A 22,305-nucleotide genomic window follows, 5' to 3' on the forward strand; every position below is an offset into this window, starting at 1 on the left:
CCAGTGCGTTTCTAACGAAGAGCCCCCTCATTCGTCCGCTTCGCGGCCACCTTCTCCCCGAGGGGAGAAGAGGTCACGGACAGCTGAGCTGGTCTCTTCTCCCCAGCGGGGAGAAGGTGGCCCGAAGGGCCGGATGAGGGGGCCGCTCAGCGAAGGGTGGCGCCCACAAGCCGATATCAGGCAGGGGTCATCAGCGCCGGCAGCAGCGCGCCGGACACATGCTGCACCACGTTGACGCCCTTGGCATGCACGATAGGTTGCGCATACTGAATCAGCGGCAGCACATAGGCCTGCTCGGCGATATACTTGTCGACAGCCTTCCAGCCGGCGATGCGCTTGGCCTCGTCCTTCTCGCCCCAGAGCGGATTGATCATGTCGATCAGGTCCTGGCTGTCCCACACCGAATGCGGGCTCGGCCCATACATGGCAAAACCAGTCGACGTTGTCGGATCGCCGATGGCATTGCCCCAATTGTAGAAGGCGGCCGGCGCCAGCTTGTCGGCGGCGCGCAGCTCATAGTGCTTGGCGATCTCGTAGACCTCGATCGTCGCCTCGATGCCGACCTTGCGCCACATGCCGACGATTGCCTGGATCATCTCATAATCCTTGGGCTTGAAGCCCTTGGTCGTCTGGATGGTGAACTTGACCGGTTTTTCCGGCGAATAGCCGGAAGCCGCGAGCAGCTCCTTGGCCTTTTCAGGATTGTGCTCGACCTTGATCGAGGCATCGAAGGCCGTGTACTCCGGGGTCTCCAGCGTAGCGATCGGCTGGCCATAGCCGCGCAGCAGCCGTTTGACCAGAAGCTCCTTGTCCACAGCCATGACAGCGGCCTGGCGGACGTTCTTGTCCAGCATCGCTTCAATGTCATTGAAGAAGATCATGCCGATGTCGGAAACAGGCTTGCACGAGCCGGCAAGCCCGTCCTTGGCGATCAGCCGGTCATACTCTTCATAGGGGACCTCCAGCGTCACCTGCGAGGAACCGGATTCGATCTCGGCAACGCGGCTCGCCGCGTCGGTGACGAACTTGATCGTCACATTCTCGAAGGCCGGCTTGTCGCCCCAATAGTGCGGGTTGGCCTTCAGTCGGAGGAAAGCATTTCGCTCGAATTTTTCCACCATGTACGGGCCGGTGCCGATCGGCGCCTTCTCGAAACCTTCCGCGCCAACCTTCTCGTAGTAGGCCTTCGGCAGGATGTAGCCGGTCAGGAACGACATCCATTTGAAATAGACCGGATCGAACTGCACGACGTCGCCGGTGATCTTGTTGCCGTCGATCTTGAAATTGTTGACGTTCTTCCAGACGAACTGGATCGGATTGCCGGTCTTTTCGTCGCCCGCCCGCTGCAGCGACCAGACCACGTCCTCGGGCGTGAAGGGCGAGCCGTCATGCCAGGTCACGCCTTCGCGCACCGTCATCGTCACCTTGGTGCGATCCTCGTTCCAGCCCCATTCGGTGAGCAGGCCAGGCGCAAAGGACAGGTCCGGCTTTTGCGGAATGAACTGGTCGAACACTGACTGGTAGAGGCCCTGGATCGTCGGGTTGACGGCCGAGGGTCCGGTGGTCGGATCCCAGGACGGCAGGTTGACGTTATAGGCGATGGTCAGCTCGCCCGCTGCCGCCTTGGCGATCTCAGGCAGGCCGATCGCCGCCACCCCAAGTGCCGCGGCACTGTATCCCAGCAATTCTCGTCTGTTGATTGTCATGGTCGTTCCCCTTGTTGGTTTTGTTGTCTTTGCGCGGCACTATCAGTTTATCGATCCGGGCTTCGTGGGCAGCAGCGCCTTGCCTCTCGTCGCCTTCATGAAATCTTGCGAGCTACCTCCCGCCAAGCTGTTGCGCGAGCATGAAGCCGGAGGCCGCGCCGGTGCCGGCGCCGGGCCATGTCGCGGCGCCTATGAGATGCAGATTGCCGACCGGCGTGTTCCAGCCGGCATAACCGCGCGCCGGGCGGAACAGGAAATTCTGTGCCAGATGGTGGCTGCCGCAGACCTGGTCGCCACCGCCGAGATTGGGGTTCTCACGCTCGAGGTCGATTGGCGAGAACACTGCACGGCCGAGGATTTTCGGGCGCAGTCCGGGTGCGTATATCTCGATGATGTCGAGCACGCGCTCGGCGTAGGCATCCTTGACCTGATCCCAATGCGCGGGCGCGATCCTGCCTGCCGCATCGCCCAGGATTTCGGCAGGCAGCATGCGCACCTGCACCCACAGCACATGCTTGCCCTGAGGCGCGCGCGACGGATCGATCGCGGTCGGCTGGCCGACGACCAGCACCGGTTCGTCCGGCAGCATGCCCGCCATCGCCTGCTGATAGGTGCGCGACATCGCGTCGAGCGACGGCGACAGATGCACATAAGCGAACTGCCGAAGCTCCGCGCCGGCGCGCCAATCGGGCAGGTCGTCGAGCGCCAGATGGATCATCATCGTGCCCGGCGCGTGCCGGAATTTCTGCATCGCCGTGTCGAAGCCGGCGTCGCCGGAACCGTTGGGCAGCAACTTGCCGGTCAGCGCCCTGGGCGCGACGCCGGCAATCACTGCCTTGGTGGCCGTATGTGTCTCACCTGAAGCGAGTCGCACGCCCGATGCCTTGCCGCCGGCAACGGTGATCTCGGCAACTTCCGCCCCGGTGACGATCGTGCCGCCCGCCGAGGTGACCATACCTGCCAGCGCCCGGATGATCGTGTCGGCGCCGCCCTTGCCTAGCACCATGCCAAAGCTCTGGTTGGCGATCGATTCCAGATAGGGGAACACGGCGCCGCCGGCGATGTCGGGTGCGAAATCGAGATGCATGCCCCAGGTGGCAAGCGTTGCCCGCACATAAGGCGACTCGAAGGTCTCCTCCAGCCAGGCGCGAGGTGACGACAGCAAAAGCCGGCCGGTATCGAGCGCGCCTGACATGCCCTTCTTGCGCCACAGGTTCCAGGCGGTGCCGGCAAGCGCGCGGGCACTCATCGGCGATCCCAGCAGCCGGAACAGATGCTCGGCCTCAGCAGGAAAGGCGGCAACGAGCTTGCGCCACGTCGCGGCATCGGCGGCGGAGAACGCGGCCAGCCGCGTGGCAGTCCTTTCCAAGTCATTGCTGACGCCGAACCAGCGTCCGTCCGGAAAGGCGCTGGCGAAACAGTCGGCGACCGGCGCGAACTCAAGACCCTGCGCTTTCAATTCATTTGCATATTTCCGGTGGAAGGCGGAGCCGGCAAACAGGCTCAGATTCATTGCACCGAAATCGTGCCGGAACCCTGGGAGGGTGTATTCGTGGGTCTGGACGGCACCGCCGATTGCTGCGCTGCGCTCGAAAATCCCGGTTTTCCAGCCTTTCAGCGCCAGATGCGCGGCGCATGCCAGACTGTTGTGGCCCGCCCCGACAAAGATGGCGTCGAACTCGCTCACGCCCCGTTCCCATTTCCTTTATGCTTAAAGATAATTGCAGATGCATATGTTTTCGTCTAGTAGGATATTAAGGGCCGAGACGAGCCTTGATCTTCACCAGAAAGAGGGAACTTCAGACCATGGACACGCAAAAACTCCTCGGCGAAGTCGCCGGCCAGCTGCTTTCAGGCGCCATCAGGGTGGTCGACCTCTCTGCGCAGCTCGGACCCGACACGCCTCTTATCAAGCTGCCGCCGGAGCTTGCCGTCGACACGCCAAAGGTCGAGATCCATAACATCTCCCGTTATGACAAGAACGGCCCGTGGTGGGCATGGAACTGGCTGAAGCTTGGGGAGCATTCGGGCACGCATTTCGATGCGCCGCAGCATTGGATCAGCGGCAAGGACTATCCGGACGGCGCCACCGACACCATTCCGGCGCAGAATTTCATTGGTCCGGTCAATGTCATCGACTGCTCGAAGGAAGCCGCCGCTGACCACGACTTCCTGCTCACCGTCGACCACATCAAGGCGTGGGAAGCCAAGCATGGCGCCATCAACGCCGGGGAGTGGGTGGTGATGCGCACCGACTGGTATAAGCGCAATGGCTCGGAAGCCGAATTCCTCAACGCCAACGAAACCGGCCCACATACGCCAGGTCCGACAGCCGAAGCCATCCAGTTCCTGATCAGCAAGGATATCAAGGGCTGGGGCTCAGAGACGATCGGCACCGATGCCGGCAAGGCAGGCGGGATGGAGCCGCCATTTCCAGCCCACACGCTGATGCACAAGGCGAACCGCTATGGCCTCGCCAGCCTCTGCAACCTCGACCAGTTGCCTCCAAAGGGCGCCATCCTGATCGCCGCACCGCTCAAGATCGAGCATGGCACCGGCAGCCCTATCCGCGCGCTGGCGCTTGTATCCAACGGCTAGGTGAAAGCACGCCAAGGTGAGCCAGCCGGATCACATCATCGTTGGCAGCGGCATCAACGCGCTGGTCTGCGCGGCGATGCTCGGCGGCAAAGGGGCGCGTGTGCTCGTCCTCGAGCGCAATGACCGCATCGGCGGCTGCGTGCGTACCGAGGAGATCACCGCTCCCGGCTTTATCCATGACGTGATGGCAACCACCTTCGTGCTGTTCATCACCTCGCCGGCTTTTGCGGCGTTGGGCGGCGATCTCGCCAGGCACGGGCTGGAATTCTGCCACACCGGCACGCCAACCGGCGTGCTGCGGCCGGACGGCAGTCATGCAGTGCTCACCACCAACCGCGCCGCCAATGTCGCGGCAATCAATGCGATTGCCGCCGACGATGGCGACCGGCATGCGGACGATGTCAGCGGCATCGAGCGCAATGCCGGCCTGTTGTTCGGCCTGCTCGGCGGCAGCCTGTGGTCCTATCCGACGGCGAAACTGCTGGCCGGCGATGCCTGGCGGCGCAGCCCACGCGGCCTTGCCGCCTTTCTCGGCGAAGCACTGGTGCCGGCGCGCAGCTGGCTGGAAAGCACCTATCGGTCCGAGACAATCCGCGCGCTGTGGGCGCCCTGGGTGCTGCACGCCGGGCTCGGACCGGAAGACGCCTTCTCAGGGCAGATCGCCAAGGTCATTGCCTTCGCGCTGGAAGCGGCCGGGGCGCCGATCGTCAAGGGTGGAGCGAAGACCCTGCTCACCGCCTTCGAAGCTCTGATAAGGGAACGTGGTGGCGACATCCGTACCGTCGCCGATGTCGCCTCGATCGTCCAGAGCGGTGGCCGCGCGACCGGCGTACGGCTCGCCTCGGGCGAAACGATTACAGCAAACAAGAGCGTCATCTGTTCGGTCACGCCGACGCAGCTTTACCACCGGTTGCTCGGCAGCGAGGCTCCCAAGGCCGATGTCGAAGCGACACAGAAATATCGCTACGGCAAAGGCAATTTCCAGATTCACTATGCGCTGAACAAGCCGCCGGCATGGCGCGGTGCTGGCCTGGACCAGGTGGCATTGTTGCACCTGACGCCGGGGCTCGATGGCGTCTCGAAAGCCTGCAACGAGGCGGCGCGCGGCATGCTGCCCGAAGTGCCGACCATCTGCGTCGGCCAGCCGCATGCGCTCGATCCGTCGCGCTGCCCGGAGGGCAAGGCGATCCTGTGGCTGCAACTGCCCGAGGCGCCCAGGCACATCAAGGGCGACGCCGCAGGCACGCTGCATGCACCGGCTGACGGACAATGGACCGAGGCGCTGCGTGAAGCCTACGCCGACCGCGTCGAAACCATTCTCGCCAGCCACATCGATGGCTTCAAGGGCAGCGTGATTGCGCGCCGCGCCTATTCACCGGCCGATCTCGAAGCGATGAACATCAATCTGGTCGGCGGCGACCCGTATGGCGGGTCGTCCACCATCGACCAGTCGTTCCTGTGGCGGCCGTTCAAGACCAGCCGCAACCATCAGACCGGCATCAAAAACCTCTATCACATCGGCGCCTCCACCCATCCGGGTGCAGGGCTCGGCGGCGGCTCCGGCTTTCTTCTGGCGGGCAGGCTGTGATGGAGCAGAAGGTCGCAGAAAAACGCCAGCGCATTTCGACGCTTGGCCAGATCGGCCTGCAGCAATTCGCGCCCTATCTGATGAACCGCATCATGGGGCGCTACAACGCCACCTTGCGCGACGATTTCCGCAAGCAGGGCCTGACCATTCCGCAGGTCCGCACGCTCGCCGTGCTGTCGGTCACCGACGGTGTCACCGTCAACGACCTCTCGGTCTACACCGTCATCGAGCAGTCGACCTTGAGCCGCACGCTCGACACGCTGGAAGGGCAAGGCTTCGTGCGGCGCGAGCAAGGCGTCACAGACAGCCGCATCCGCCATGTCTTCCTGACCGATGACGGCCGCGCCGAGTTCGCGCGCGCCTGGCCGGCAATGCATGACGCGTTCGAGGCGATGTTCGACGATGTCGACGACGCCGAATACGCGGCGCTGATCGCCACATTGCAGAAGATGCTGAAGAACATTCGCAAGCACGACATCTAGACGTTAGGCGCCGGCCGCACCGCCGGCAACGGAAGGTTGGAAAAATGGCCGAACGCTCTTTTGCCAAGGAAGTCGAAAAACTCAGGCTCGGCGCCGGCGAGGAGTTTGCCGGCGAGGGCATCCTCGCCATCACCAAGGCGCTGCTGCAATGCGGCGTCGGCTATGTCGGCGGCTACCAGGGCGCGCCGATCAGTCATCTGATGGACGTGCTGGCCGACGCGCAGGACATTCTGGGCGAGCTCGGCGTGCATTTCGAGGCGAGCGCCTCGGAAGCCACCGCCACCGCCATGCTCGCTGCCTCGGTGCATTACCCCATCCGTGGCGCGGCGACCTTCAAGTCGACTGTCGGCACCAATGTCGCGTCCGACGCGCTGGCCAATCTTGCCTCCGGCGGCGTAACCGGCGGCGCGCTGATCATCGTCGGCGAGGATTATGGCGAGGGTTCCTCGATCATGCAGGAGCGCAGCCATGCCTTTGCCATGAAAAGCCAGGTCTGGCTGCTCGACCCGCGCCCGAACCTGCCGTCGATTGTCAAGGCAGTCGAGGATGGCTTCGAGCTATCCGAAGCGTCCAATACGCCGGTGATGCTGCAGGTGCGCATCCGCTGCTGCCACGTCCACGGCCATTTCATCGCCAAGGACAACAAGCGCCCGCCGATGACGGTGGCCGATGCGCTGGATGCGCCGCGCCGCGACACCGGCCGCATCGTGCTGCCACCCGCCTCCTTCCTGCACGAGAAGGAGAAAGTGCAGAAGCGCTGGCCGGCGGCGGTCGATTTCATCACCAGGAACAAGATCAACGAGTTCTTCGGCTCGGATCATGGTTCGGTCGGCATCGTCATGCAGGGCGGCATGTACAATTCGGTCATCCGCGCCTTGCAGCGTCTCGGCCTTGCCGACACCTATGGCGAGACGGATGTGCCGCTCTATGTGCTCAACGCCGTCTATCCGCTGATCGACGATGAGTTCCTGTCTTTCTGCGAAGGCAAGCACGCGGTGCTCGTGGTCGAGGAGGGCCAGCCCAACTACATCGAGCAAGCCTTTGCCGCCATGCTGCACAAGGCCGGGCGCGGTACCAGGCTGGTCGGCAAGGAGTATCTGCCGATGGCCGGCGAATATACCGGCCAGGTCATGCTGGACGGCATCGGCGCCTTCCTGCGCGCCGAATCCCCGCATCTCTTGCCGGGCGAGGTGCGCGCGCCCAACAAGGTCGGCGACGGCGTCGACACGGCGGACCTGATCAACGTCGTGCCGGGCCGTCCGCCCGGCTTCTGCATCGGTTGCCCGGAGCGGCCGATCTTTGCCGCGACCAAGCTGGTCGAGCAGGAACTCGGCAAGCACCACATCGCCTCCGACATCGGCTGCCATCTGTTCTCGATCATGCCGCCCTTCGAGCTTGGCGCCACCACCATGGGCTACGGGCTGGGGCCGGCATCGGCATCGGCGTTCAATTCGCCCGACGCCAAACGGCGGTCGATCTCTTTCGTCGGCGATGGCGGCTTCTGGCACAATGGCCTGACCTCCTCGATCGGCAACGCGGTCTTCAACAAGAACGACGGCGTCATCGTGATCGTCGACAATTTCTATTCGGCCGCCACCGGCGGGCAGGACATACTGTCGTCGCGCGCGGGCAACAAGACCAAGTCGACAAAGCATCCTATCACCGAAGCGGTGAAAGGCATGGGCGTCAAATGGCTGCGCCATGTCGACCGCACCTATGACGTCACCAAGATGCAGGACACGTTACGTGAGGCGCTGACGACGGAGGAAAAGGGACCAAAGGTCATCGTCGCCTCTTCCGAATGCATGCTCAACCGCCAGCGTCGCGAAAAGCCGCTGGTCGACAAGGCGATCAAGGGAGGGACCCGTGTCGTCAAGCCGAAATTCGGCGTCGACGAGGACATCTGCACCGGCGACCACGCCTGCATGCGGCTGTCCGGCTGCCCGTCGCTGTCGGTGAAATCGCTCGACGATCCCTTGCGTGACGATCCGGTGGCATCGATCGACCAGAGCTGCGTCGGCTGCGGCAATTGCGGCGAGGTCGCGGACGCTGCCGTTCTGTGCCCTTCTTTCTACCGCGCCGATGTCGTGCACAATCCGAGCCGCTGGGACCGCTTCCTCGAATCTGCACGTCGCGCCACCATCGGCCTGATGCAGCGCCGCCGCGAGAGCCGCAGGTTGACGTTCGCCGATGCTTGACCAGGCTTCGCCCTTGCGTCCGAAATCCGGTGCCGCCGATACCGAGCCGGTGATCAAGCTCGCTTTGCTCGCGGTCGGCGGCCAGGGCGGAGGCGTGCTCGCCGACTGGATCACCGATGTCGCCGAGCGCAATTCCTATGTCGCGCAATCGACCTCGGTCGCCGGCGTCGCCCAGCGCACCGGCGCCACGATCTATTACGTCGAGATGGCCCGCGACACCGGCCGGCTGCCGGTCTTTGCCCTGTCGCCTTCGCAAGGCGATGTCGACATATTGATCGCCGCCGAGCTGATGGAAGCCGGCCGCGCCATCATCAGGGGCTTCGTCACGCCCGATCGCACCACGCTGATCACCTCCTCGCACCGTATCGCCGCGGTGTCGGAAAAGATCGAGCCGGGTGACGGCCGGGCCTCGTCTTCGAAGGTACGCGCGACGGCGGAAGCTGCATCGAAACGCTTCATCGCTTTCGACATGGAAAAGATCGCCGCCGACAATGGCTCGATGATCTCGGCCAGTCTGCTTGGCGCGCTGGCCGGCTCCGACGCATTGCCGTTCAGGCGTGAAAGCTATGAGCAAGCGATCGGCGCCGGCGGCCGGGGCGCGAAAGCCAGCCTCGCTGCCTTCGCCGTTGCCTACGACCGCGCGCGCGGTACGACGGTCCCCGCGCCAGAGCCGGCAGAACCGGCCACGGTCGACCCCGCTCCGGGTGCAGGGCGCGTGAGCGGTCCGCAGAACCTGCTGCAGGGTTGGCAGGCACTGGCCGCCCGCATCGACCTGATGCCCGCGGCGGTGCGCGACATGGCGCTCCGGGGCCTGATAAAGGTCGTCGACTATCAGGACATCTCCTATGGCGGCGAGTATCTCGACCGGTTGGACAAGGCCGTTGCGCTTGATGATCCCGGCCACGCCCATGCATTGTCCATCGCCGCCGCCAAGCATCTGGCCAACGCGCTGTGCTATGACGACATGATCCGCGTCGCCGATCTCAAGACTCGCTCGACCCGCGACCAGCGCGTGCGCCGCGAGGTCGGCGTCATGAACGGCTCCATCCTGCAGGTGACCGAGTATTTCCATCCGCGCATCGAGGAGTTCTGCGGCACCTTGCCGGCGGGGCTGGGCAACTACATTGAGAGCCGGCCGAAACTCGCTGCCTTCCTTGATCGTCGCATCAACCATGGCCGGCGCATTCGCACCGACAGCTTTGCCGGCTTCGCGGCCCTCTGGTTCATCGGTGGCCTGCGCCGCTGGCGCCGCCGCCTGTTGCGCCACAAGGTCGAGACGGCGCATCTGGAGCGCTGGTATGCGCTGGCGCTCAGCCACGCGCCTCAGGACTACGCGCTCGCCGTCGAAATCTTGAACTGCCGCCGGCTGATCAAGGGCTACAGCGACACCCACCTCCGCGCCCAGTCCAAATTCGATCGCGTGCTGTCGGCGCTCGATCTGGTCAAGGGCCGCGATGACGCTGCCGACTGGATCAGGCGGTTGCGCGAAGCTGCGCTGAAAGACGAGAAAGGCGACATGCTCGATGGCGCGCTGAAGACGGTGGCATCGTTGTCTGATCATGGTGTGGGAAGAGGTCGAGCTTAGGCTGGCACCTCTACGCCACTGCCGCCGTTTCCCTACTCCCACTGGATTCGCGGATTGAACACGCCGCTTCAAGCGCCCGCAGCTCGGCTTCCACACGGGATTGCGGGAAGCGTTGCCGGCGGACCTGCCGGGCGTCAGTCGCGCGATATGGACAGCCCCGAGAGAAGCGGAGCGTACGCGGCGAGCCTGCGGGATACGAACTCCGTGAAGAGCCGCACCCGCTTCGTCTTGCGTGTCTCGCCTTGCGTGAGAAGCCACAGTGTCCCATGCATGGGCACGTCGATTCCCGGCACCCTCACCAGCAGGGGGTCGGCATCTCCAACGAAGCACGGCAGTTTCGTTATCCCAATCCCTTGGTGCGCCGCGATGATCTGCGTCTCGGCGTCAGGTGTCCTGAACGGTACTCCCGTGACGTGAACTTCTCCCTCGCGCGCCCAGTCCGGAATTCCATGATTGTCTATGCCTATCCACCGGATAGGATCAGGCGTGCCCGCACGCCACGCGGCTAGTCGATCGCGAGACATGTAGACGCCGCTGAACAGCTCCGGTCCCTTCAGGCCGTGAAGATTGAGCGGCAGGGTCTTGCGGTCGGCGACAATGCGGATCGCGACGTCGGCCTCTCGGTTGGTCAGATTGGCCAGCTCACCGGACGACAAGATTTCCATCTCGATGTCGCGATGCAAACGCGCGAAGTCGGCGAGATCCGGCATGAGCAGGTGTGTGGCGAGGAACGGTGGAAGCGTCACCCGCAAAAGTCCGCGCGCGCTCTGGTCACGACCGAAGACGCGCGTCTCCAGCTGGTGCGACGACGCTTCCATCTGGGTCGCGAGATCGAGGACCTCTTCGCCCGCAGCCGTCAGGCGGTAGCCGGAAGGCAGCTTTTCGAACATCTGCGCCCCGAGGCGTTCCTCGAGCTGAGCGATGCGTCGCAGCACGGTCGAGTGGTTCACACCGAGGCGCGCGGCGGCGGCACGCACCGAGCCTCCGCGCGCGGCGGCAAGAAAGTAGCGAACGTCATCCCAGTCGATCATGGTGCATTCCTGCGCAGCGCAGTGCGGCTTGCAAAGCCCATACTAACACGATCAGCCGTAGTTCGTGCGGTCATCGTGGCCTTCAATCATCTAGCTGGATCGTTTTCGCACCAGCGATGTGCGCGATTGCGCACTCACCGCCCGACTTCGGCGAACCCATCTTGAGGCTCTCGCGGGGCTTTCCCGTGCAGCCAAAGACACGAGACGGCGAAACGAAGGATGCATGGCATGAACAGACTGAATGGAAAGACCGCTGTGATAACCGGCGGCGCTACGGGCATCGGCCGCGCCGCAGCCAAGCGCTTTATCGAGGAGGGCGCCTTCGTCTTCATCTTTGGCCGCCGGCAGGAAGCGCTCGACGCAGCCGTGGCCGACCTTGGGCCTGGTGCCCGCGCCGTTAAGGGCTCGGTCTCGGATGAGGCCGACCTCGACCGACTCTACGCTGCGGTGAAGGCCGAGCGCGGAAGCCTCGATATCGTCTTCGCCAATGCCGGGGCGGGAAGCCCGCTTCCGCTCGGCCAGATCACCGCCAGGCACATTGACGAAACCTTCGACACCAATGTGAAGGGTACGATCTTCACGGTCCAGAAGGCGCTGCCGCTGATGAGCCAGGGCGGTTCGATCATCCTGACCGGGTCGAGCGCCGGCACCACGGGCGCTCCGGGGTTCACTGCCTATAGCGCGAGCAAGGCGGCAGTGCGCAACCTGGCGCGGACCTGGGCGGAAGACCTGAAGGGCACCGGCATCCGCGTAAACGTGCTGTCGCCCGGAGCGACGGCGACCGAACTCGCGAAGGAGGCGTTAGGCGAGGAAGGCCAGAAGGCCTACGGCGCGATGACCCCGCTCCAGCGCATGGCCGATCCGGCGGAGATCGGCGCCGCGGCCGCCTTCCTCGCGTCGCCGGACAGCAGCTTCATGACCGCCAGCGAGGTCGCCGTCGACGGGGGCCTGGCTCAACTCTGACCCCAGCGCGGTCCGTACCTGGCCCGCGCGCAACGAAAGACAAAGAATTATGAAAAAACTCGAAGGCAAGATCGCAGTCATCACGGGCGGAAGCAGCGGGATCGGGTTGGCCACAGCCAAGCGCTTCGTAGAAGAAGGAGCGCACGTCGTGACCGGGCGAAGAGAGAAGGAGCTGAAGGAGGCCGCAGCCTTCATCATGAAAAACGTTACCACGGTCGTGGGTGACGTGTCGCTCCTGGAAGATCTGGATCGCCTCTATGCCGTCGTGAAGGAGAAACATGGTCATATCGACATTCTCTTCGCCAACGCCGGCGCGGGGACGATCGCACCGCTCGCCGTCGCTACCGAGGCACATTTTGATCAGACCTTCGATGTGAACGTGAAGGGTCTGTTCTTTACCGTGCAGAAGGCCCTTCCCCTGTTCAAAGACGGCGGTTCGATCATCCTGAATTCTTCAGTGTCGAACGTGTTGGGGCTTCCAGGGTTTAGTACCTACGCCGCGAGCAAGGCGGCTGTACGCAACTTCGCGCGCGCTTGGACACTGGAATTCAAAGACCGCAAAATCCGCGTCAATGCAATGAGTCCGGGACCAATCGAGACGCCGGCCTTGGAGACAACGACTGGCCTTACTCCTGAGCAAGCCGAGCAAGCGGCCGCCCAGTTTGCGTCACAGATCCCAATGGGTCGCAGGGGCAAACCAGAGGAAATCGCTGCTGCCGTCGCGTTCCTCGCCTCCGATGAAAGTTCTTTCGTCACCGGCGTGGATCTCGCCGTCGATGGGGGCATGGCGCAAGTCTGACCCCGGCATTAGCACCAGATCGGAGAAGTACTATGAACTATGCAATCGTAGGATTCGGCAATATCGGACGGGCCCTTGCCAAGGCGTTTGCCCGAAACGGCATCGAAGTTTCCGTTGCAACCACACGCGACCCGGAAAGCTTTGCCGCCGATGCGGCCGCGATCGGACCCACCATCATCCCCAAAAAACTGGCGGAAGCCATCAAGGCGGACATCATCTTTTTGGCTGTCCGCTTCGAGGCGCACCCGAATGTTGCGAAGGCGCTCCCCACCTGGCAGGGGAAGACGATCATCGATGTGACCAATGCCTATGGCGTGCCCCCTGAGGAACTGGGAGGACAACCTTCTTCCAAGTTCATCGCGCAGGCCTTCTCTGGCGCAAAACTGGTCAAGGGCTTCAACCATCTGGTCGCCCCGGTGCTTGATCAGGATCCGGCCGTACATGGTGGCCGGAGGGTCGTGTTCTTGGCAAGCGACGATGATGCTGCCGCAACACAGACTGGGGAGCTTGCGGAAAATCTCGGTTTCGCGCCGATTAAGCTTGGCGGGGTGTCGGAAGGTGGCCTGCTGGTCCAGGCGCGCGGAAACAGCTGGGGTCATCTGATCTTTGAGGACCTGGTCAAGTTCGACTGACGAGCACGACGTCCCCACCCGCAAAGAGACGACGCACGCGATCGGAGCTCGGATCGGATCAAGCGCGATCCGATCCGAGCAAAATAGAGAAATCACTATGAGCACCGAGAAGAATATCCACTCCTAAGGAGATTTCGATGTACGACCAATCCAAGGTATCCGAGTTAAGCCGGTTCGCACGAATCGAGGCGGGCTCCACCGTGATCGACGTCTACCCTGGCGACGGAGACTGGACGCGCCTCTTCTCCGACATCGTCGGATCAGAGGGGCGGGTCTACAGCTTCGTGCCGGCCGAAGTCGCCCACTTCAAGAACGATCCGGTCGGCCTCATGCGGACGCTCGCGAAGGAGCCGGGCCGAGAGAACGTCGAAGCCACCTCGGCGGATCTCGTCGCGATGCCGGAGATTACGCAGCCAGCCGATGTCATGTGGTTGCACCTGTTCTACCACGATCTTCACACCGCCTTGATCCAGAAGAAGGGTGCGACGGCGGCCGACTTCAATCGAGCTGTCTACAAGCAGCTGAAACCCGGTGGGTCCTACGTTATCGTCGACCACGCCGCCGCCACTGGGTCGGGCACGAGCGACACCCGGTCGCTGCATCGGATCGACCCTGCATTCGTCCGCGAGGAGGTGGAGGCGGCCGGCTTCGTACTGGACGCGGAAAGCACCGTGCTCGCGAACAAGGATGACCCGCACTCGATCAAGGTGTTCGATCCCGCGATCAAGGGCGAGACCGATCGCTTCGCGTTTCGGTTCGTGAAGCCCTGACAGCTCCCGGGCGCCGACTTCATGTCGACCTCCCATTGAGTCCATCAACTCGGGTTCGCATCCGTCAAGCTGGGAAAGCTCAACGAGGATGGCGCGCTGGTGCACGAACGCGGATGCGGCAGCGCCTTAAGGCGTCCGAGGTTATGATGGCACAAGGTTCTGGAGCACACCTGCCGCAGGTTCCTGATCTGAACTTGATGAAATGACGGAAGTCGCCGCGCCGTGAGGGAGCCGGCGCATCCCTCAGGGGATGCGCCGGCTCAACGGTTCAGGAATGGTGGATTTCCGTTCCCAGCACCTTCAGGCATTCACGGATGAACGCCGCAAGCGCGGTCCAGCCTTTGGCTGAAACCATGGTCCCATCGACATAAGCGTCGGTGGGAGACAGATCGATATAAGTGCCGCCGGCAAGCGTCACCTCCGGCTCGCAAGCGGCGAGCGCCGCCACCTTCTTGCCGCGCACGACGCCGTCGACCGCGATCAGAATCTGGACGCCATGGCAGATCGTGAAGATCGGCTTTTTCGCCTCGTGGAAATGGCGCACCATCGCTTGTATCCGCTTGTCGGTGCGGATGTATTCGGGGCCACGACCGCCGGCGCAATAGACAGCGTCGTACTGGCTCAGCTGCCTCTCGGCGTCGGCGAAGGTCTTGTTGATCAGCGCGTTATGGCCGGGCTTTTCGGTGTAGGTCTGATCGCCCTCGAAATCGTGCAGCGATGTCTTGATCATGTCTCCGGCGCTTTTGTCGGGGCACACGACATGAACGGTGTGTCCCACCGCTTCCATCGCCTGCTGATAAACGAAGATTTCGTACTCCTCGGTGAAATCACCGGTCAGCATCAGGATTTTTTTGGCTGGCATGTCTTTTCCTCTCGGCTTGTTTCAGGGGCGAGGTGCACTGCGCGCCTCGCTTCCCGGGATCGAAATCGGCTCAGAACGGGGAATAGAATTCGTAGGCGGCAGGCTGGGCGGACAGCGGCGCGCCGCGCTTGAGGGTGCCTCTGACAAGCAACATCGCCAGGCTACTCGAACGCAGGCAGGAGCCTGTCCCGCGAATTTTCGATGTGCGCGCGCATGGCTTTTTCGGCGGCGTCCGGATCGCCCGCGGCAAAGGCAGCGAGAATAGCCTCGTGCTCGTCGAGCGCCTCTTCGGTCACCCTGGAGTGATACATCAGGCGGAAGATATGGAAGTGGGTATGCTGGTGATTCAGTGTCTCGCGAATGAGTTCGTTTTGGGCAAACTCGACGATCTTGTCGTGGAAGATCGCATCCTGACGGGCGAAGTTCGAATAGCGCAGGCGTTCGTCTTTCCCCACCCGCCGAGCCATGACGCCGGCCGCCTCCTGCAGCGCGGCAAGGCGCTCGCCGTCCATTGTTGCGGTGGCTTTGGCCGCGGCGGCAGGTTCCAGCAATAGACGCAGCTCGTAAAGCTCGTCGAAGCGCCGGCGGGTGATTTGTGGGGCGGCGCGATAGCCGATCAGGTGGGTTTTCAGAACCAGCCCTTCCCCCTCCAACCTGCCAAGCGCTTCACGAATGGGGGTATGCGAGACGTTGAATTCCTTGACGAGATTGTCGACGGTGATGCGCGATCCCGGAGCAATCCTCAAAGACATGAGCTGCGCGAAGATTGCTTCGTAAACGTCGCCAGCCAGACTGTTGGCGCGCTGAATACGACCGGTCCCACGAGCTTCATTGTCAACCGTCAGGTCCGTGTTCTGCATCGTTTGCCTCTTGACAGAACCACCCACTAACATGATGCTCCGCGAAACTCAATCCTATATCCTATACGATTTTATGAGGGTATCGCATGATCACGACCTGCAGCGCCGAGGTCGGCCTCCGGCACGAAGCCAAGCCTGTCGGCTTCCAATCCGTCTTCGCAGGATCTTGTGCATGAGCTTGTTTGCAGCGGCGCGCCTGCCGAGCGAGATTCTGTTCGGCAAAGGCCAGCGCCATGTCCTGCCTGCCATTGCCGCCAAATATGGGCGCCGCGCGTTCGTCTGTACCGATGAGCGATTCGCGGCGACGTCGCAGTTCGCCGAGATCCTCGCTGGCTTGCACAACGCGGCGATCGAGACGCTGGTCTTCGACCGAACGCTGCCGGATGTGCCGCGCGACAGCGTCGCCGCCTGCATTGCGCAAGCGAAAGATTTCAAGCCGGACATGGTGATCGGCATCGGGGGCGGCAGTTGCCTCGACATAGCCAAATGCGCTGCACTTCTGCTCAGCCACGGCGGCAAGCTCGAGGACTACTATGGCGAGTTCAAGGTACCCGGCCCTACCCTTCCGGTGATCGCAGTGCCGACGACGGCTGGAACAGGCTCCGAGGTGACCCCCGTCGCCGTGATCTCCGACCCGGATAGGACGCTGAAGGTGGGTATCGCCAGTCCGCATCTCATCGCAGCAGTGGCGCTTTGCGATCCGGATCTGACGGTGACCTGTCCACCATCCTTGACGGCGGTCGCCGGCGCCGACGCGCTGACGCACGCAATCGAGGCCTTCACAGCGGCCAAACGCGGCGCGGACCCTCATTTGCCGCAACAGCACGTGTTCATCGGCAAGAGCGCTCTGACCGATCATTTCGCGCTTTTGGCCATCAGGCTGCTCGGCCGCAGTCTGGAAAAGGCATATCGCGACGGATCGGACGAGGATGCGCGCGCCGACGTGATGATGGGAGCGCTGGCCGCCGGTTGCGCTTTCGGCACGGCGGGAACGGCCGCCGCCCATGCGGTGCAGTATCCCGTCGGTGCGCTTACCCACACCCCGCATGGCCTGGGAGTGGCCACGATGCTGCCCTATGTGATGACCTACAACCTGGCCGCCGCAGCCGCGGAGATTGCCGAAGTCGGCGCTGCTCTTGGCCTTTCCCATCAGGGCGGCGGCGACGCCGATGCCTTGGCGCACGCCACCATCCGTGAGGTGAGCCGGCTGTTTGGCGCCATCGGCATCACACCGACATTGGCCGAACTGGGTCTTCCCGAAGACAAGATCGACTGGACGGCTGAGCAGGCGCTGGGCATCGACCGGTTGATCAAGAACAATCCCCGCCCGTTCGACCTTGCCGCGATGCGACGGCTGGTCAGGGCTGCTTATGACGGCGACATGTCCGCCACCATGATGTGACCGACCAGGAGTTCATCCAATGAACATTGCCGCAGGCATATCCGACGAGGATCAAGATATGTTCGACTACGCCACGGTCTCGCACGGTCTCTACATTGGCGGACGCTGGCGGCCTTCATCGGAGGGTCGCGTGATCGAAGTGGTCGATCCCTCGACCGAAGCCGTGATCGCTGCGGTTCCCGACGCCACGCTCGCCGACGCCACCTCCGCCGTCGACGCGGCCGCAAAGGCGGCGGCCGGCTGGCGCGAGACCCCGCCACGCAGGCGATCGGAAATCCTGCGGCGCTGCTTCGAACTGATGACCGAACGGGCGGAGACGTTGGCCGCGCTGATCTCGCTGGAGAACGGCAAGGCGCTGCGCGATGCGCGCGGCGAAGTCGCCTATGCGGCGGAATTCTTTCGCTGGAACGCCGAGGAAGCGGTCCGCATCAACGGCGAGTTCGGCCTTGCGCCCTCGGGCGCGAACCGGATCATTGTCGACTACCAGCCCATCGGCATTTGCGTGCTCATCACGCCATGGAATTTTCCGGCCGCCATGGCGACGCGCAAAATCGCGCCGGCGCTGGCGGCCGGCTGTACGGTGATCCTGAAGCCCGCCAGCGAGACACCGCTGACGGCCTATGCGCTTGCGGCGCTCTACGAGGAAGCCGGCGTGCCGCCCGGCGTCGTCAACGTCCTGACGACCTCGACCCCCGGACCGGTGACGGCGGCCATGCTGGCCGATCCGCGCGTGCGAAAGCTGTCCTTCACCGGCTCGACCGGCGTCGGGCGCGTGCTGCTGGCCGAAGCCGCAAAGCACGTCATTTCCTGTTCCATGGAGCTTGGCGGCAACGCACCCTTCATCGTCTTCGACGACGCCGACCTGGAAGCCGCCCTCGACGGTGCGATGGTTGCCAAGATGCGCAACGCCGGCGAAGCCTGCACGGCCGCCAACCGGCTTTACGTCCAGGCCGGCATCCATGATGCCTTCGCGGAAGGCTTGAGCAAACGCATGGCGGCACTCAACCTGGGCCCGGGCACAGACTCAGACACAGAATGCGGGCCGATGATCACCAGGAAGGCTGTGCACAAGATCGACCGGCTTGTGCAGGACGCCGTTGCCCGCGGCGCCAAAATCCTGTGTGGCGGCGGCGTATCTGAAGGCAGAGGCTTTTTCTATCCGCCAACGGTGCTCAAGGACGTGCCGGCCGACGTTGCCATGGCTCACGAGGAGATCTTCGGTCCCGTGGCGCCGATCAGTCGCTTCGACAGCGAGGCGGAGGTCATCGCCAAGGCCAACGACACAGAATACGGTCTCGCGGCCTACATCTACACGCGCGACCTGGCCAGAGGAATGCGCGTGGCATCAAAGATCGAGTCGGGCATGATCGCGCTCAACCGCGGCCTGATGTCGGATCCGGCGGCGCCCTTCGGCGGAGTCAAGCAAAGCGGGTTGGGGCGAGAAGGCGGCCAGAAGCACGGCGTTGCCGAGTTCATGGAGGCCAAGTACATCGCCGTGACCCTGTGAGCGGACATCACGCCAAAGATCCGTTTCGCATTCGCGATCATGTGGTCGAGTTCGACGACATGGTCGCCGAGATCGTTCGCAGAAGCGAGGACACCAGGGCGAATGTTCCCATGGTCGCCGATGTCGCCTACGGGGCTGACGCCACCGAAACCGTGGATCTGTTCTTTCCCGAGGGCAAACGGGACCGCCTGCCGGTGCACATGTTCATCCACGGGGGCTATTGGCGCATGTTCTCCAAGCGCGACTATTCCTACGTCGCCGAGACCGTTACGAACGCAGGTGCGATCGCGGTCATTGTCGACTACGCGCTGATGCCGACCGTCAGGATGGCCAGGATCGTCGACCAGGTGCGCCGCGCCAAGCGATGGGTATTTGACAATGTCGCACACCATGGCGGCAATCCCGGCCTGCTGACCGTTAGCGGTCATTCCGCCGGTGCGCATCTGGCAACAATGCTTTTCGGCGGTGACGAGCGGGCTTCCGGCATCAAAGCTGCGCTGCTGCTTGGCGGCCTTTACGACCTGAAGCCATTGCAGATGTCGTTCCTTGCCGCCGAGATCGCGATCACCGACGAGGAGGCCCGCCGATTCTCGCCCATCGATCACAGTTTCGATCCATCCGTGGGCGTAGATATCTTGGTCGGCGCCGATGAAACGCCGCCGTTCCACAGCCAGGCCGCACTCTTCACGGACCACCTTGACACACAGGGACTGACTGTTTCGCGCACGACCCTTGGCGGGGCCAATCACATGAGCAGCGTCCGTGACCTTGGCTTGGCTGGTACCGAGGCCTCGTCACTGCTGGCCCGCGTCGTGGCCGCCTGAGACTTCCGCCAGAAGCGCTGCTGGACGCGACCGTTCTGCAAAGTAGCGTCGCAGCATCGGGTACCGACAGCGGTGGCGAATCTCCCGCCACCGGTCCCCATACCGTAAGCCCGCCGTCGATGTCGACGTCGACGTGGTTCATGCTTTCCAGCGTGATTGAGCTTGATAACCGATGTCGGCGATCGCCGTCATGCCGGCAGCGCAGTTGAGTTCTCAAAGCCAACCGGCCAAAGATGCCCCTCAGAGGAGAGCGGGCCGGCGTTCCGTAACCTCGCCTTCAGAATACGATAGCCCGCGGCACCCCGGAGAAGGGAATCTGCGCTCTCACACCAGCATCGACTGCTGGGCGAAGATGCCCGCCATCGCGCCGTGCGATATTGCCAGGGTGACCGATGGCGGCGTGAGGGGGTTGGCGAGGTCGCCCGCGGCGTAGATGCCGGGCATGCTGGTTTCGCGGCGCTCGTCGACCTTGAGGATTACGCCGAGGGGCGTATCGACCGTGGCGAGGCCCAGTGATTCGTGCAGGCTTGCGGACGGCTTGTTGCGCGGATGCGCGAACAGGATGTCGACCGCGACATTGGGGCCGGTATCGAGCTTGACGGTGGCGTTATGCCCCCCGTGATGGCCGATCTCGCTGATCCGGCCGTCGACGACAGGTATGTTGCGGCGCGCCAGACCGGCCCGGATATCGGGCGGAATGTCGTGACCATCAGCGAAGACCGTCAACCTGTCGGTCCAATCGTGGAACAGCCTGACCTGATTCATCGACTGTGGGCCGGACCAGACGAGGCCCCAATGCTGGCCGGCGACTTCAAAGCCGTCGCAATAGGGGCAGGGCACGATGGACGTGCCCCAACCTTCGGCAAAGCCCGGAACATCAGGCATCTGGTCGGCGACGCCATAGCTCAGGATCAGGCGGCGCGCGCCGAGGCTTCCGCCATCGCCAGTGAGGACGGAGAAATCGTCGATGGCCCCGGAGAGGCTGTCGGCCCGGGCATTGACCAGCTTGATCGTGGGATAGCGCGCCAGCTGCCGCCGCGCCTCGGCCAGGATGTCCAGCGGTGGCTTGTGATCGTGGCCGAGCAGGCCATGCGAGTGGCCGGCGAAGCGGTTGCGCGGCAGGCCGGTATCGAGAACGGTGACCTTACGGCGGGCACGGCCGAGTTGCAGGGCACCGGCGAGACCGGCAAAGCTGCCGCCGATGATGATGACGTCATCCATGATGGGCTCCGTGTTGTGGATGAGGGGCTGGTTGGACCAAACCTACCCATCGGCTTGCGCATTTCAGAAACTACATGGTATCGTAATCCAAGAATTAGGATACTGTCAAGGACTGGAATTGTCGTGACCGAAAATAGCCAGGGCCGGCGCGGCCGACCCGCCAACGAGGCGCTTGGCCAAACGATACTCGACGCTGCGTCCGAACTCTTTGTGGAATTGGGTTTTCAAGCGACGACATTGGACAAGGTCGCCCAGCGGGCGAAGATATCCAAACTCAGCATCTATCGGCACTTCGAGAACAAGGAGGCGCTGTTCAGCGCGGCCATCGCGTCCGGCTGCCATCAGTTGTTTGCACCACAGGCCCTTCTTGAAGGCGTCGGCGGTTCGGTCGAGGATCAGCTCATGGCGGTGGGATCATCCCTACTTCGCACGCTGTTGAGATCAGATGTCCGCAGTGTCGAAGCCATGGTCATGGCCGACCAGACGAATCCAAAGTCCTTAAGCAAGCTCCATTACGAAGCCGGCCCCGCCAATGTCATCGCCCAAATCGAGGCCCTGTTGCGTCAGTTGCACGCGAAGGCGGTTCTGAACGTGCCCGATCCTCTCCGGTCCGCCCGCTTGTTTGCCGCGCTTTTCAAAGGATCCGATCTCCTGATTATCGCACGCTTCGATGAGGCGAGAGCAGCGGACGACAACGAAGTCGAATCCTATTGCCGGTCGGCCGTCGCCATGTTCATCGCTGCGCACGGCTAGCACTCCTCCCTGCCCGCTAATCATTGTATTTCTGCGAAATACTCCGCTAGAGCCGCTGTCGCGATGGCGCCCATCCACCTCGTGTCGATCGCGTCGGGTCGGGCTGCGCGCCCGCCGGTGAGCGGCATCTCCGACCTGCTCCGGTCACACAGCGCTGACCCTTGAGCGCCTCGGCCGACCTGTGAGGGCGAGGAAGAGAATGCCGGTTATGGCCGCGAGAATCGAGCAGATGAGGTGTCGATCGCCGCGAAGGGACACCTGCGGACGGACCTTCTTTGGTACACTTGAGTACGTCCATTCGTGGCTCGGGCTCCAGCGGTTCGTGCCCCGACGCGCCCGCGAAGGCCGCTGGTGCCCGCGACAGATCCTTCCAAGGTGCGGGTCTGGAATGGCCCAAAAATTCTCTCGAGCTCCCGGAACATCGGTCCGCCCCTGTGGTTCGACAAGCAGCGGCACAGTCGATCCAACCAGGCATCGGCCCGCTTAGGACAGGCGCGAGGTCCCTACCCACAGATCTTGCGAAA

19 protein-coding genes and 1 pseudogene are annotated in these 22,305 nt (G+C 63.2%); 13 read left to right on the forward strand and 7 right to left on the reverse strand.

The features are described 5' to 3' along the window. Positions 1–30: 30 nt before the first annotated feature. From NKI10_RS30910 to NKI10_RS11915, 3 genes and pseudogenes are all read right to left on the reverse strand, one after another. Positions 31–143, reverse strand: a pseudogene (locus NKI10_RS30910) (endonuclease domain-containing protein); the annotation flags it as partial. A 33-nt stretch (positions 144–176) separates the two neighbouring features. Then, positions 177–1,706, reverse strand: a complete 1,530-nt coding sequence (locus NKI10_RS11910) for an ABC transporter substrate-binding protein (RefSeq protein WP_023686913.1) — start codon at positions 1,704–1,706, stop codon at positions 177–179. A gap of 112 nt (positions 1,707–1,818) precedes the next feature. Continuing rightward, complete coding sequence (locus tag NKI10_RS11915; RefSeq protein ID WP_023748013.1) at positions 1,819–3,393, reverse strand: phytoene desaturase family protein; 1,575 nt, start codon at positions 3,391–3,393, stop codon at positions 1,819–1,821. A gap of 119 nt (positions 3,394–3,512) precedes the next feature. Between NKI10_RS11915 and NKI10_RS11920 the strand changes: the two genes are divergently transcribed. Genes NKI10_RS11920 through NKI10_RS11940 form a run of 5 tightly spaced genes read left to right on the forward strand, consistent with a single transcriptional unit; the run spans position 3,513 to position 10,157 of the window. Further along, a complete protein-coding gene (locus NKI10_RS11920) occupies positions 3,513–4,304 on the forward strand; it encodes a cyclase family protein (protein ID WP_023708108.1) in 792 nt (263 codons plus the stop codon). 16 nt (positions 4,305–4,320) lie between these two features. Continuing rightward, positions 4,321–5,892: a phytoene desaturase family protein gene (locus tag NKI10_RS11925; RefSeq protein ID WP_023699870.1), complete on the forward strand. Its 1,572-nt coding sequence runs from the start codon at positions 4,321–4,323 to the stop codon at positions 5,890–5,892. Further along, positions 5,892–6,374: a MarR family winged helix-turn-helix transcriptional regulator gene (locus tag NKI10_RS11930; protein ID WP_023667791.1), complete on the forward strand. Its 483-nt coding sequence runs from the start codon at positions 5,892–5,894 to the stop codon at positions 6,372–6,374. The genes NKI10_RS11925 and NKI10_RS11930 overlap by 1 nt, the downstream gene beginning before the upstream one ends. A gap of 44 nt (positions 6,375–6,418) precedes the next feature. After that, complete coding sequence (locus NKI10_RS11935) at positions 6,419–8,572, forward strand: thiamine pyrophosphate-dependent enzyme (protein ID WP_352860036.1); 2,154 nt, start codon at positions 6,419–6,421, stop codon at positions 8,570–8,572. Next, positions 8,565–10,157 carry an indolepyruvate oxidoreductase subunit beta family protein gene (locus tag NKI10_RS11940; RefSeq protein ID WP_352860038.1) on the forward strand — a complete coding sequence of 531 codons (1,593 nt, stop codon included), beginning with the start codon at positions 8,565–8,567 and terminating at the stop codon, positions 10,155–10,157. The genes NKI10_RS11935 and NKI10_RS11940 overlap by 8 nt, the downstream gene beginning before the upstream one ends. Positions 10,158–10,291: 134 nt before the next feature. Here the strand turns inward: NKI10_RS11940 and NKI10_RS11945 are convergent, their stop codons facing one another. Further along, positions 10,292–11,188, reverse strand: coding sequence for a LysR family transcriptional regulator (locus NKI10_RS11945; RefSeq protein ID WP_023740543.1), 897 nt, complete (start codon positions 11,186–11,188; stop codon positions 10,292–10,294). 228 nt (positions 11,189–11,416) lie between these two features. Between NKI10_RS11945 and NKI10_RS11950 the strand changes: the two genes are divergently transcribed. From NKI10_RS11950 to NKI10_RS11965, 4 genes are all read left to right on the forward strand, one after another. After that, the gene (locus tag NKI10_RS11950) at positions 11,417–12,151 is read left to right on the forward strand and encodes an SDR family NAD(P)-dependent oxidoreductase (protein WP_023740542.1); all 735 of its coding nucleotides are present in this window, start codon (positions 11,417–11,419) and stop codon (positions 12,149–12,151) included. A 49-nt stretch (positions 12,152–12,200) separates the two neighbouring features. Next, positions 12,201–12,950, forward strand: a complete 750-nt coding sequence (locus tag NKI10_RS11955; protein WP_352652814.1) for an SDR family NAD(P)-dependent oxidoreductase — start codon at positions 12,201–12,203, stop codon at positions 12,948–12,950. Between the two features lie 32 nt (positions 12,951–12,982). Then, positions 12,983–13,582 carry an NADPH-dependent F420 reductase gene (locus tag NKI10_RS11960; protein WP_352652813.1) on the forward strand — a complete coding sequence of 200 codons (600 nt, stop codon included), beginning with the start codon at positions 12,983–12,985 and terminating at the stop codon, positions 13,580–13,582. Between the two features lie 137 nt (positions 13,583–13,719). Continuing rightward, positions 13,720–14,352 (forward strand): class I SAM-dependent methyltransferase, encoded by a 633-nt coding sequence (locus NKI10_RS11965; protein ID WP_352860041.1) that lies wholly within the window; start codon positions 13,720–13,722, stop codon positions 14,350–14,352. Between the two features lie 268 nt (positions 14,353–14,620). Here NKI10_RS11965 and NKI10_RS11970 read toward each other — a convergent pair whose 3' ends face one another. After that, positions 14,621–15,214 (reverse strand): DJ-1/PfpI family protein, encoded by a 594-nt coding sequence (locus NKI10_RS11970; protein WP_023686902.1) that lies wholly within the window; start codon positions 15,212–15,214, stop codon positions 14,621–14,623. A 161-nt stretch (positions 15,215–15,375) separates the two neighbouring features. After that, entirely contained in the window at positions 15,376–16,074 is a 699-nt protein-coding gene (locus NKI10_RS11975) for a GntR family transcriptional regulator (protein ID WP_352860043.1), read from the reverse strand. A 172-nt stretch (positions 16,075–16,246) separates the two neighbouring features. Between NKI10_RS11975 and NKI10_RS11980 the strand changes: the two genes are divergently transcribed. The 3 genes from NKI10_RS11980 to NKI10_RS11990 are packed head-to-tail and all read left to right on the forward strand — an operon-like array spanning position 16,247 to position 19,807. Further along, positions 16,247–17,476 (forward strand): iron-containing alcohol dehydrogenase, encoded by a 1,230-nt coding sequence (locus NKI10_RS11980; protein ID WP_352860045.1) that lies wholly within the window; start codon positions 16,247–16,249, stop codon positions 17,474–17,476. 58 nt (positions 17,477–17,534) lie between these two features. Further along, positions 17,535–18,983: an NAD-dependent succinate-semialdehyde dehydrogenase gene (locus tag NKI10_RS11985; RefSeq protein ID WP_245260732.1), complete on the forward strand. Its 1,449-nt coding sequence runs from the start codon at positions 17,535–17,537 to the stop codon at positions 18,981–18,983. A gap of 41 nt (positions 18,984–19,024) precedes the next feature. Further along, positions 19,025–19,807: an alpha/beta hydrolase gene (locus tag NKI10_RS11990; RefSeq protein ID WP_352860047.1), complete on the forward strand. Its 783-nt coding sequence runs from the start codon at positions 19,025–19,027 to the stop codon at positions 19,805–19,807. Between the two features lie 324 nt (positions 19,808–20,131). Here NKI10_RS11990 and NKI10_RS11995 read toward each other — a convergent pair whose 3' ends face one another. Further along, positions 20,132–21,028 (reverse strand): NAD(P)/FAD-dependent oxidoreductase, encoded by an 897-nt coding sequence (locus NKI10_RS11995; RefSeq protein WP_023732297.1) that lies wholly within the window; start codon positions 21,026–21,028, stop codon positions 20,132–20,134. A 123-nt stretch (positions 21,029–21,151) separates the two neighbouring features. Here NKI10_RS11995 and NKI10_RS12000 point away from each other — a divergent pair, with 123 nt between their 5' ends. Further along, positions 21,152–21,781 carry a TetR/AcrR family transcriptional regulator gene (locus NKI10_RS12000; protein WP_352860050.1) on the forward strand — a complete coding sequence of 210 codons (630 nt, stop codon included), beginning with the start codon at positions 21,152–21,154 and terminating at the stop codon, positions 21,779–21,781. The last annotated feature ends 524 nt before the right edge of the window (positions 21,782–22,305 follow it).

The organism is Mesorhizobium sp. M0802 (assembly GCF_040320115.1).
Taxonomy (GTDB): Bacteria; Pseudomonadota; Alphaproteobacteria; order Rhizobiales; family Rhizobiaceae; genus Mesorhizobium.

What these genes read in the sequence shown, in the direction of transcription:
- NKI10_RS11910 (WP_023686913.1), bottom strand. Translation starts at nt 1,706, where the DNA reads ATGACAATCAACAGACGAGAATTGCTGGGATACAGTGCCGCGGCACTT.
- NKI10_RS11920 (WP_023708108.1), top strand. Translation starts at nt 3,513, where the DNA reads ATGGACACGCAAAAACTCCTCGGCGAAGTCGCCGGCCAGCTGCTTTCA.
- NKI10_RS11930 (WP_023667791.1), top strand. Translation starts at nt 5,892, where the DNA reads ATGGAGCAGAAGGTCGCAGAAAAACGCCAGCGCATTTCGACGCTTGGC.
- NKI10_RS11935 (WP_352860036.1), top strand. Translation starts at nt 6,419, where the DNA reads ATGGCCGAACGCTCTTTTGCCAAGGAAGTCGAAAAACTCAGGCTCGGC.
- NKI10_RS11940 (WP_352860038.1), top strand. Translation starts at nt 8,565, where the DNA reads ATGCTTGACCAGGCTTCGCCCTTGCGTCCGAAATCCGGTGCCGCCGAT.
- NKI10_RS11945 (WP_023740543.1), bottom strand. Translation starts at nt 11,188, where the DNA reads ATGATCGACTGGGATGACGTTCGCTACTTTCTTGCCGCCGCGCGCGGA.
- NKI10_RS11950 (WP_023740542.1), top strand. Translation starts at nt 11,417, where the DNA reads ATGAACAGACTGAATGGAAAGACCGCTGTGATAACCGGCGGCGCTACG.
- NKI10_RS11955 (WP_352652814.1), top strand. Translation starts at nt 12,201, where the DNA reads ATGAAAAAACTCGAAGGCAAGATCGCAGTCATCACGGGCGGAAGCAGC.
- NKI10_RS11960 (WP_352652813.1), top strand. Translation starts at nt 12,983, where the DNA reads ATGAACTATGCAATCGTAGGATTCGGCAATATCGGACGGGCCCTTGCC.
- NKI10_RS11965 (WP_352860041.1), top strand. Translation starts at nt 13,720, where the DNA reads ATGTACGACCAATCCAAGGTATCCGAGTTAAGCCGGTTCGCACGAATC.
- NKI10_RS11970 (WP_023686902.1), bottom strand. Translation starts at nt 15,214, where the DNA reads ATGCCAGCCAAAAAAATCCTGATGCTGACCGGTGATTTCACCGAGGAG.
- NKI10_RS11975 (WP_352860043.1), bottom strand. Translation starts at nt 16,074, where the DNA reads ATGCAGAACACGGACCTGACGGTTGACAATGAAGCTCGTGGGACCGGT.
- NKI10_RS11980 (WP_352860045.1), top strand. Translation starts at nt 16,247, where the DNA reads ATGAGCTTGTTTGCAGCGGCGCGCCTGCCGAGCGAGATTCTGTTCGGC.
- NKI10_RS11985 (WP_245260732.1), top strand. Translation starts at nt 17,535, where the DNA reads ATGTTCGACTACGCCACGGTCTCGCACGGTCTCTACATTGGCGGACGC.
- NKI10_RS11995 (WP_023732297.1), bottom strand. Translation starts at nt 21,028, where the DNA reads ATGGATGACGTCATCATCATCGGCGGCAGCTTTGCCGGTCTCGCCGGT.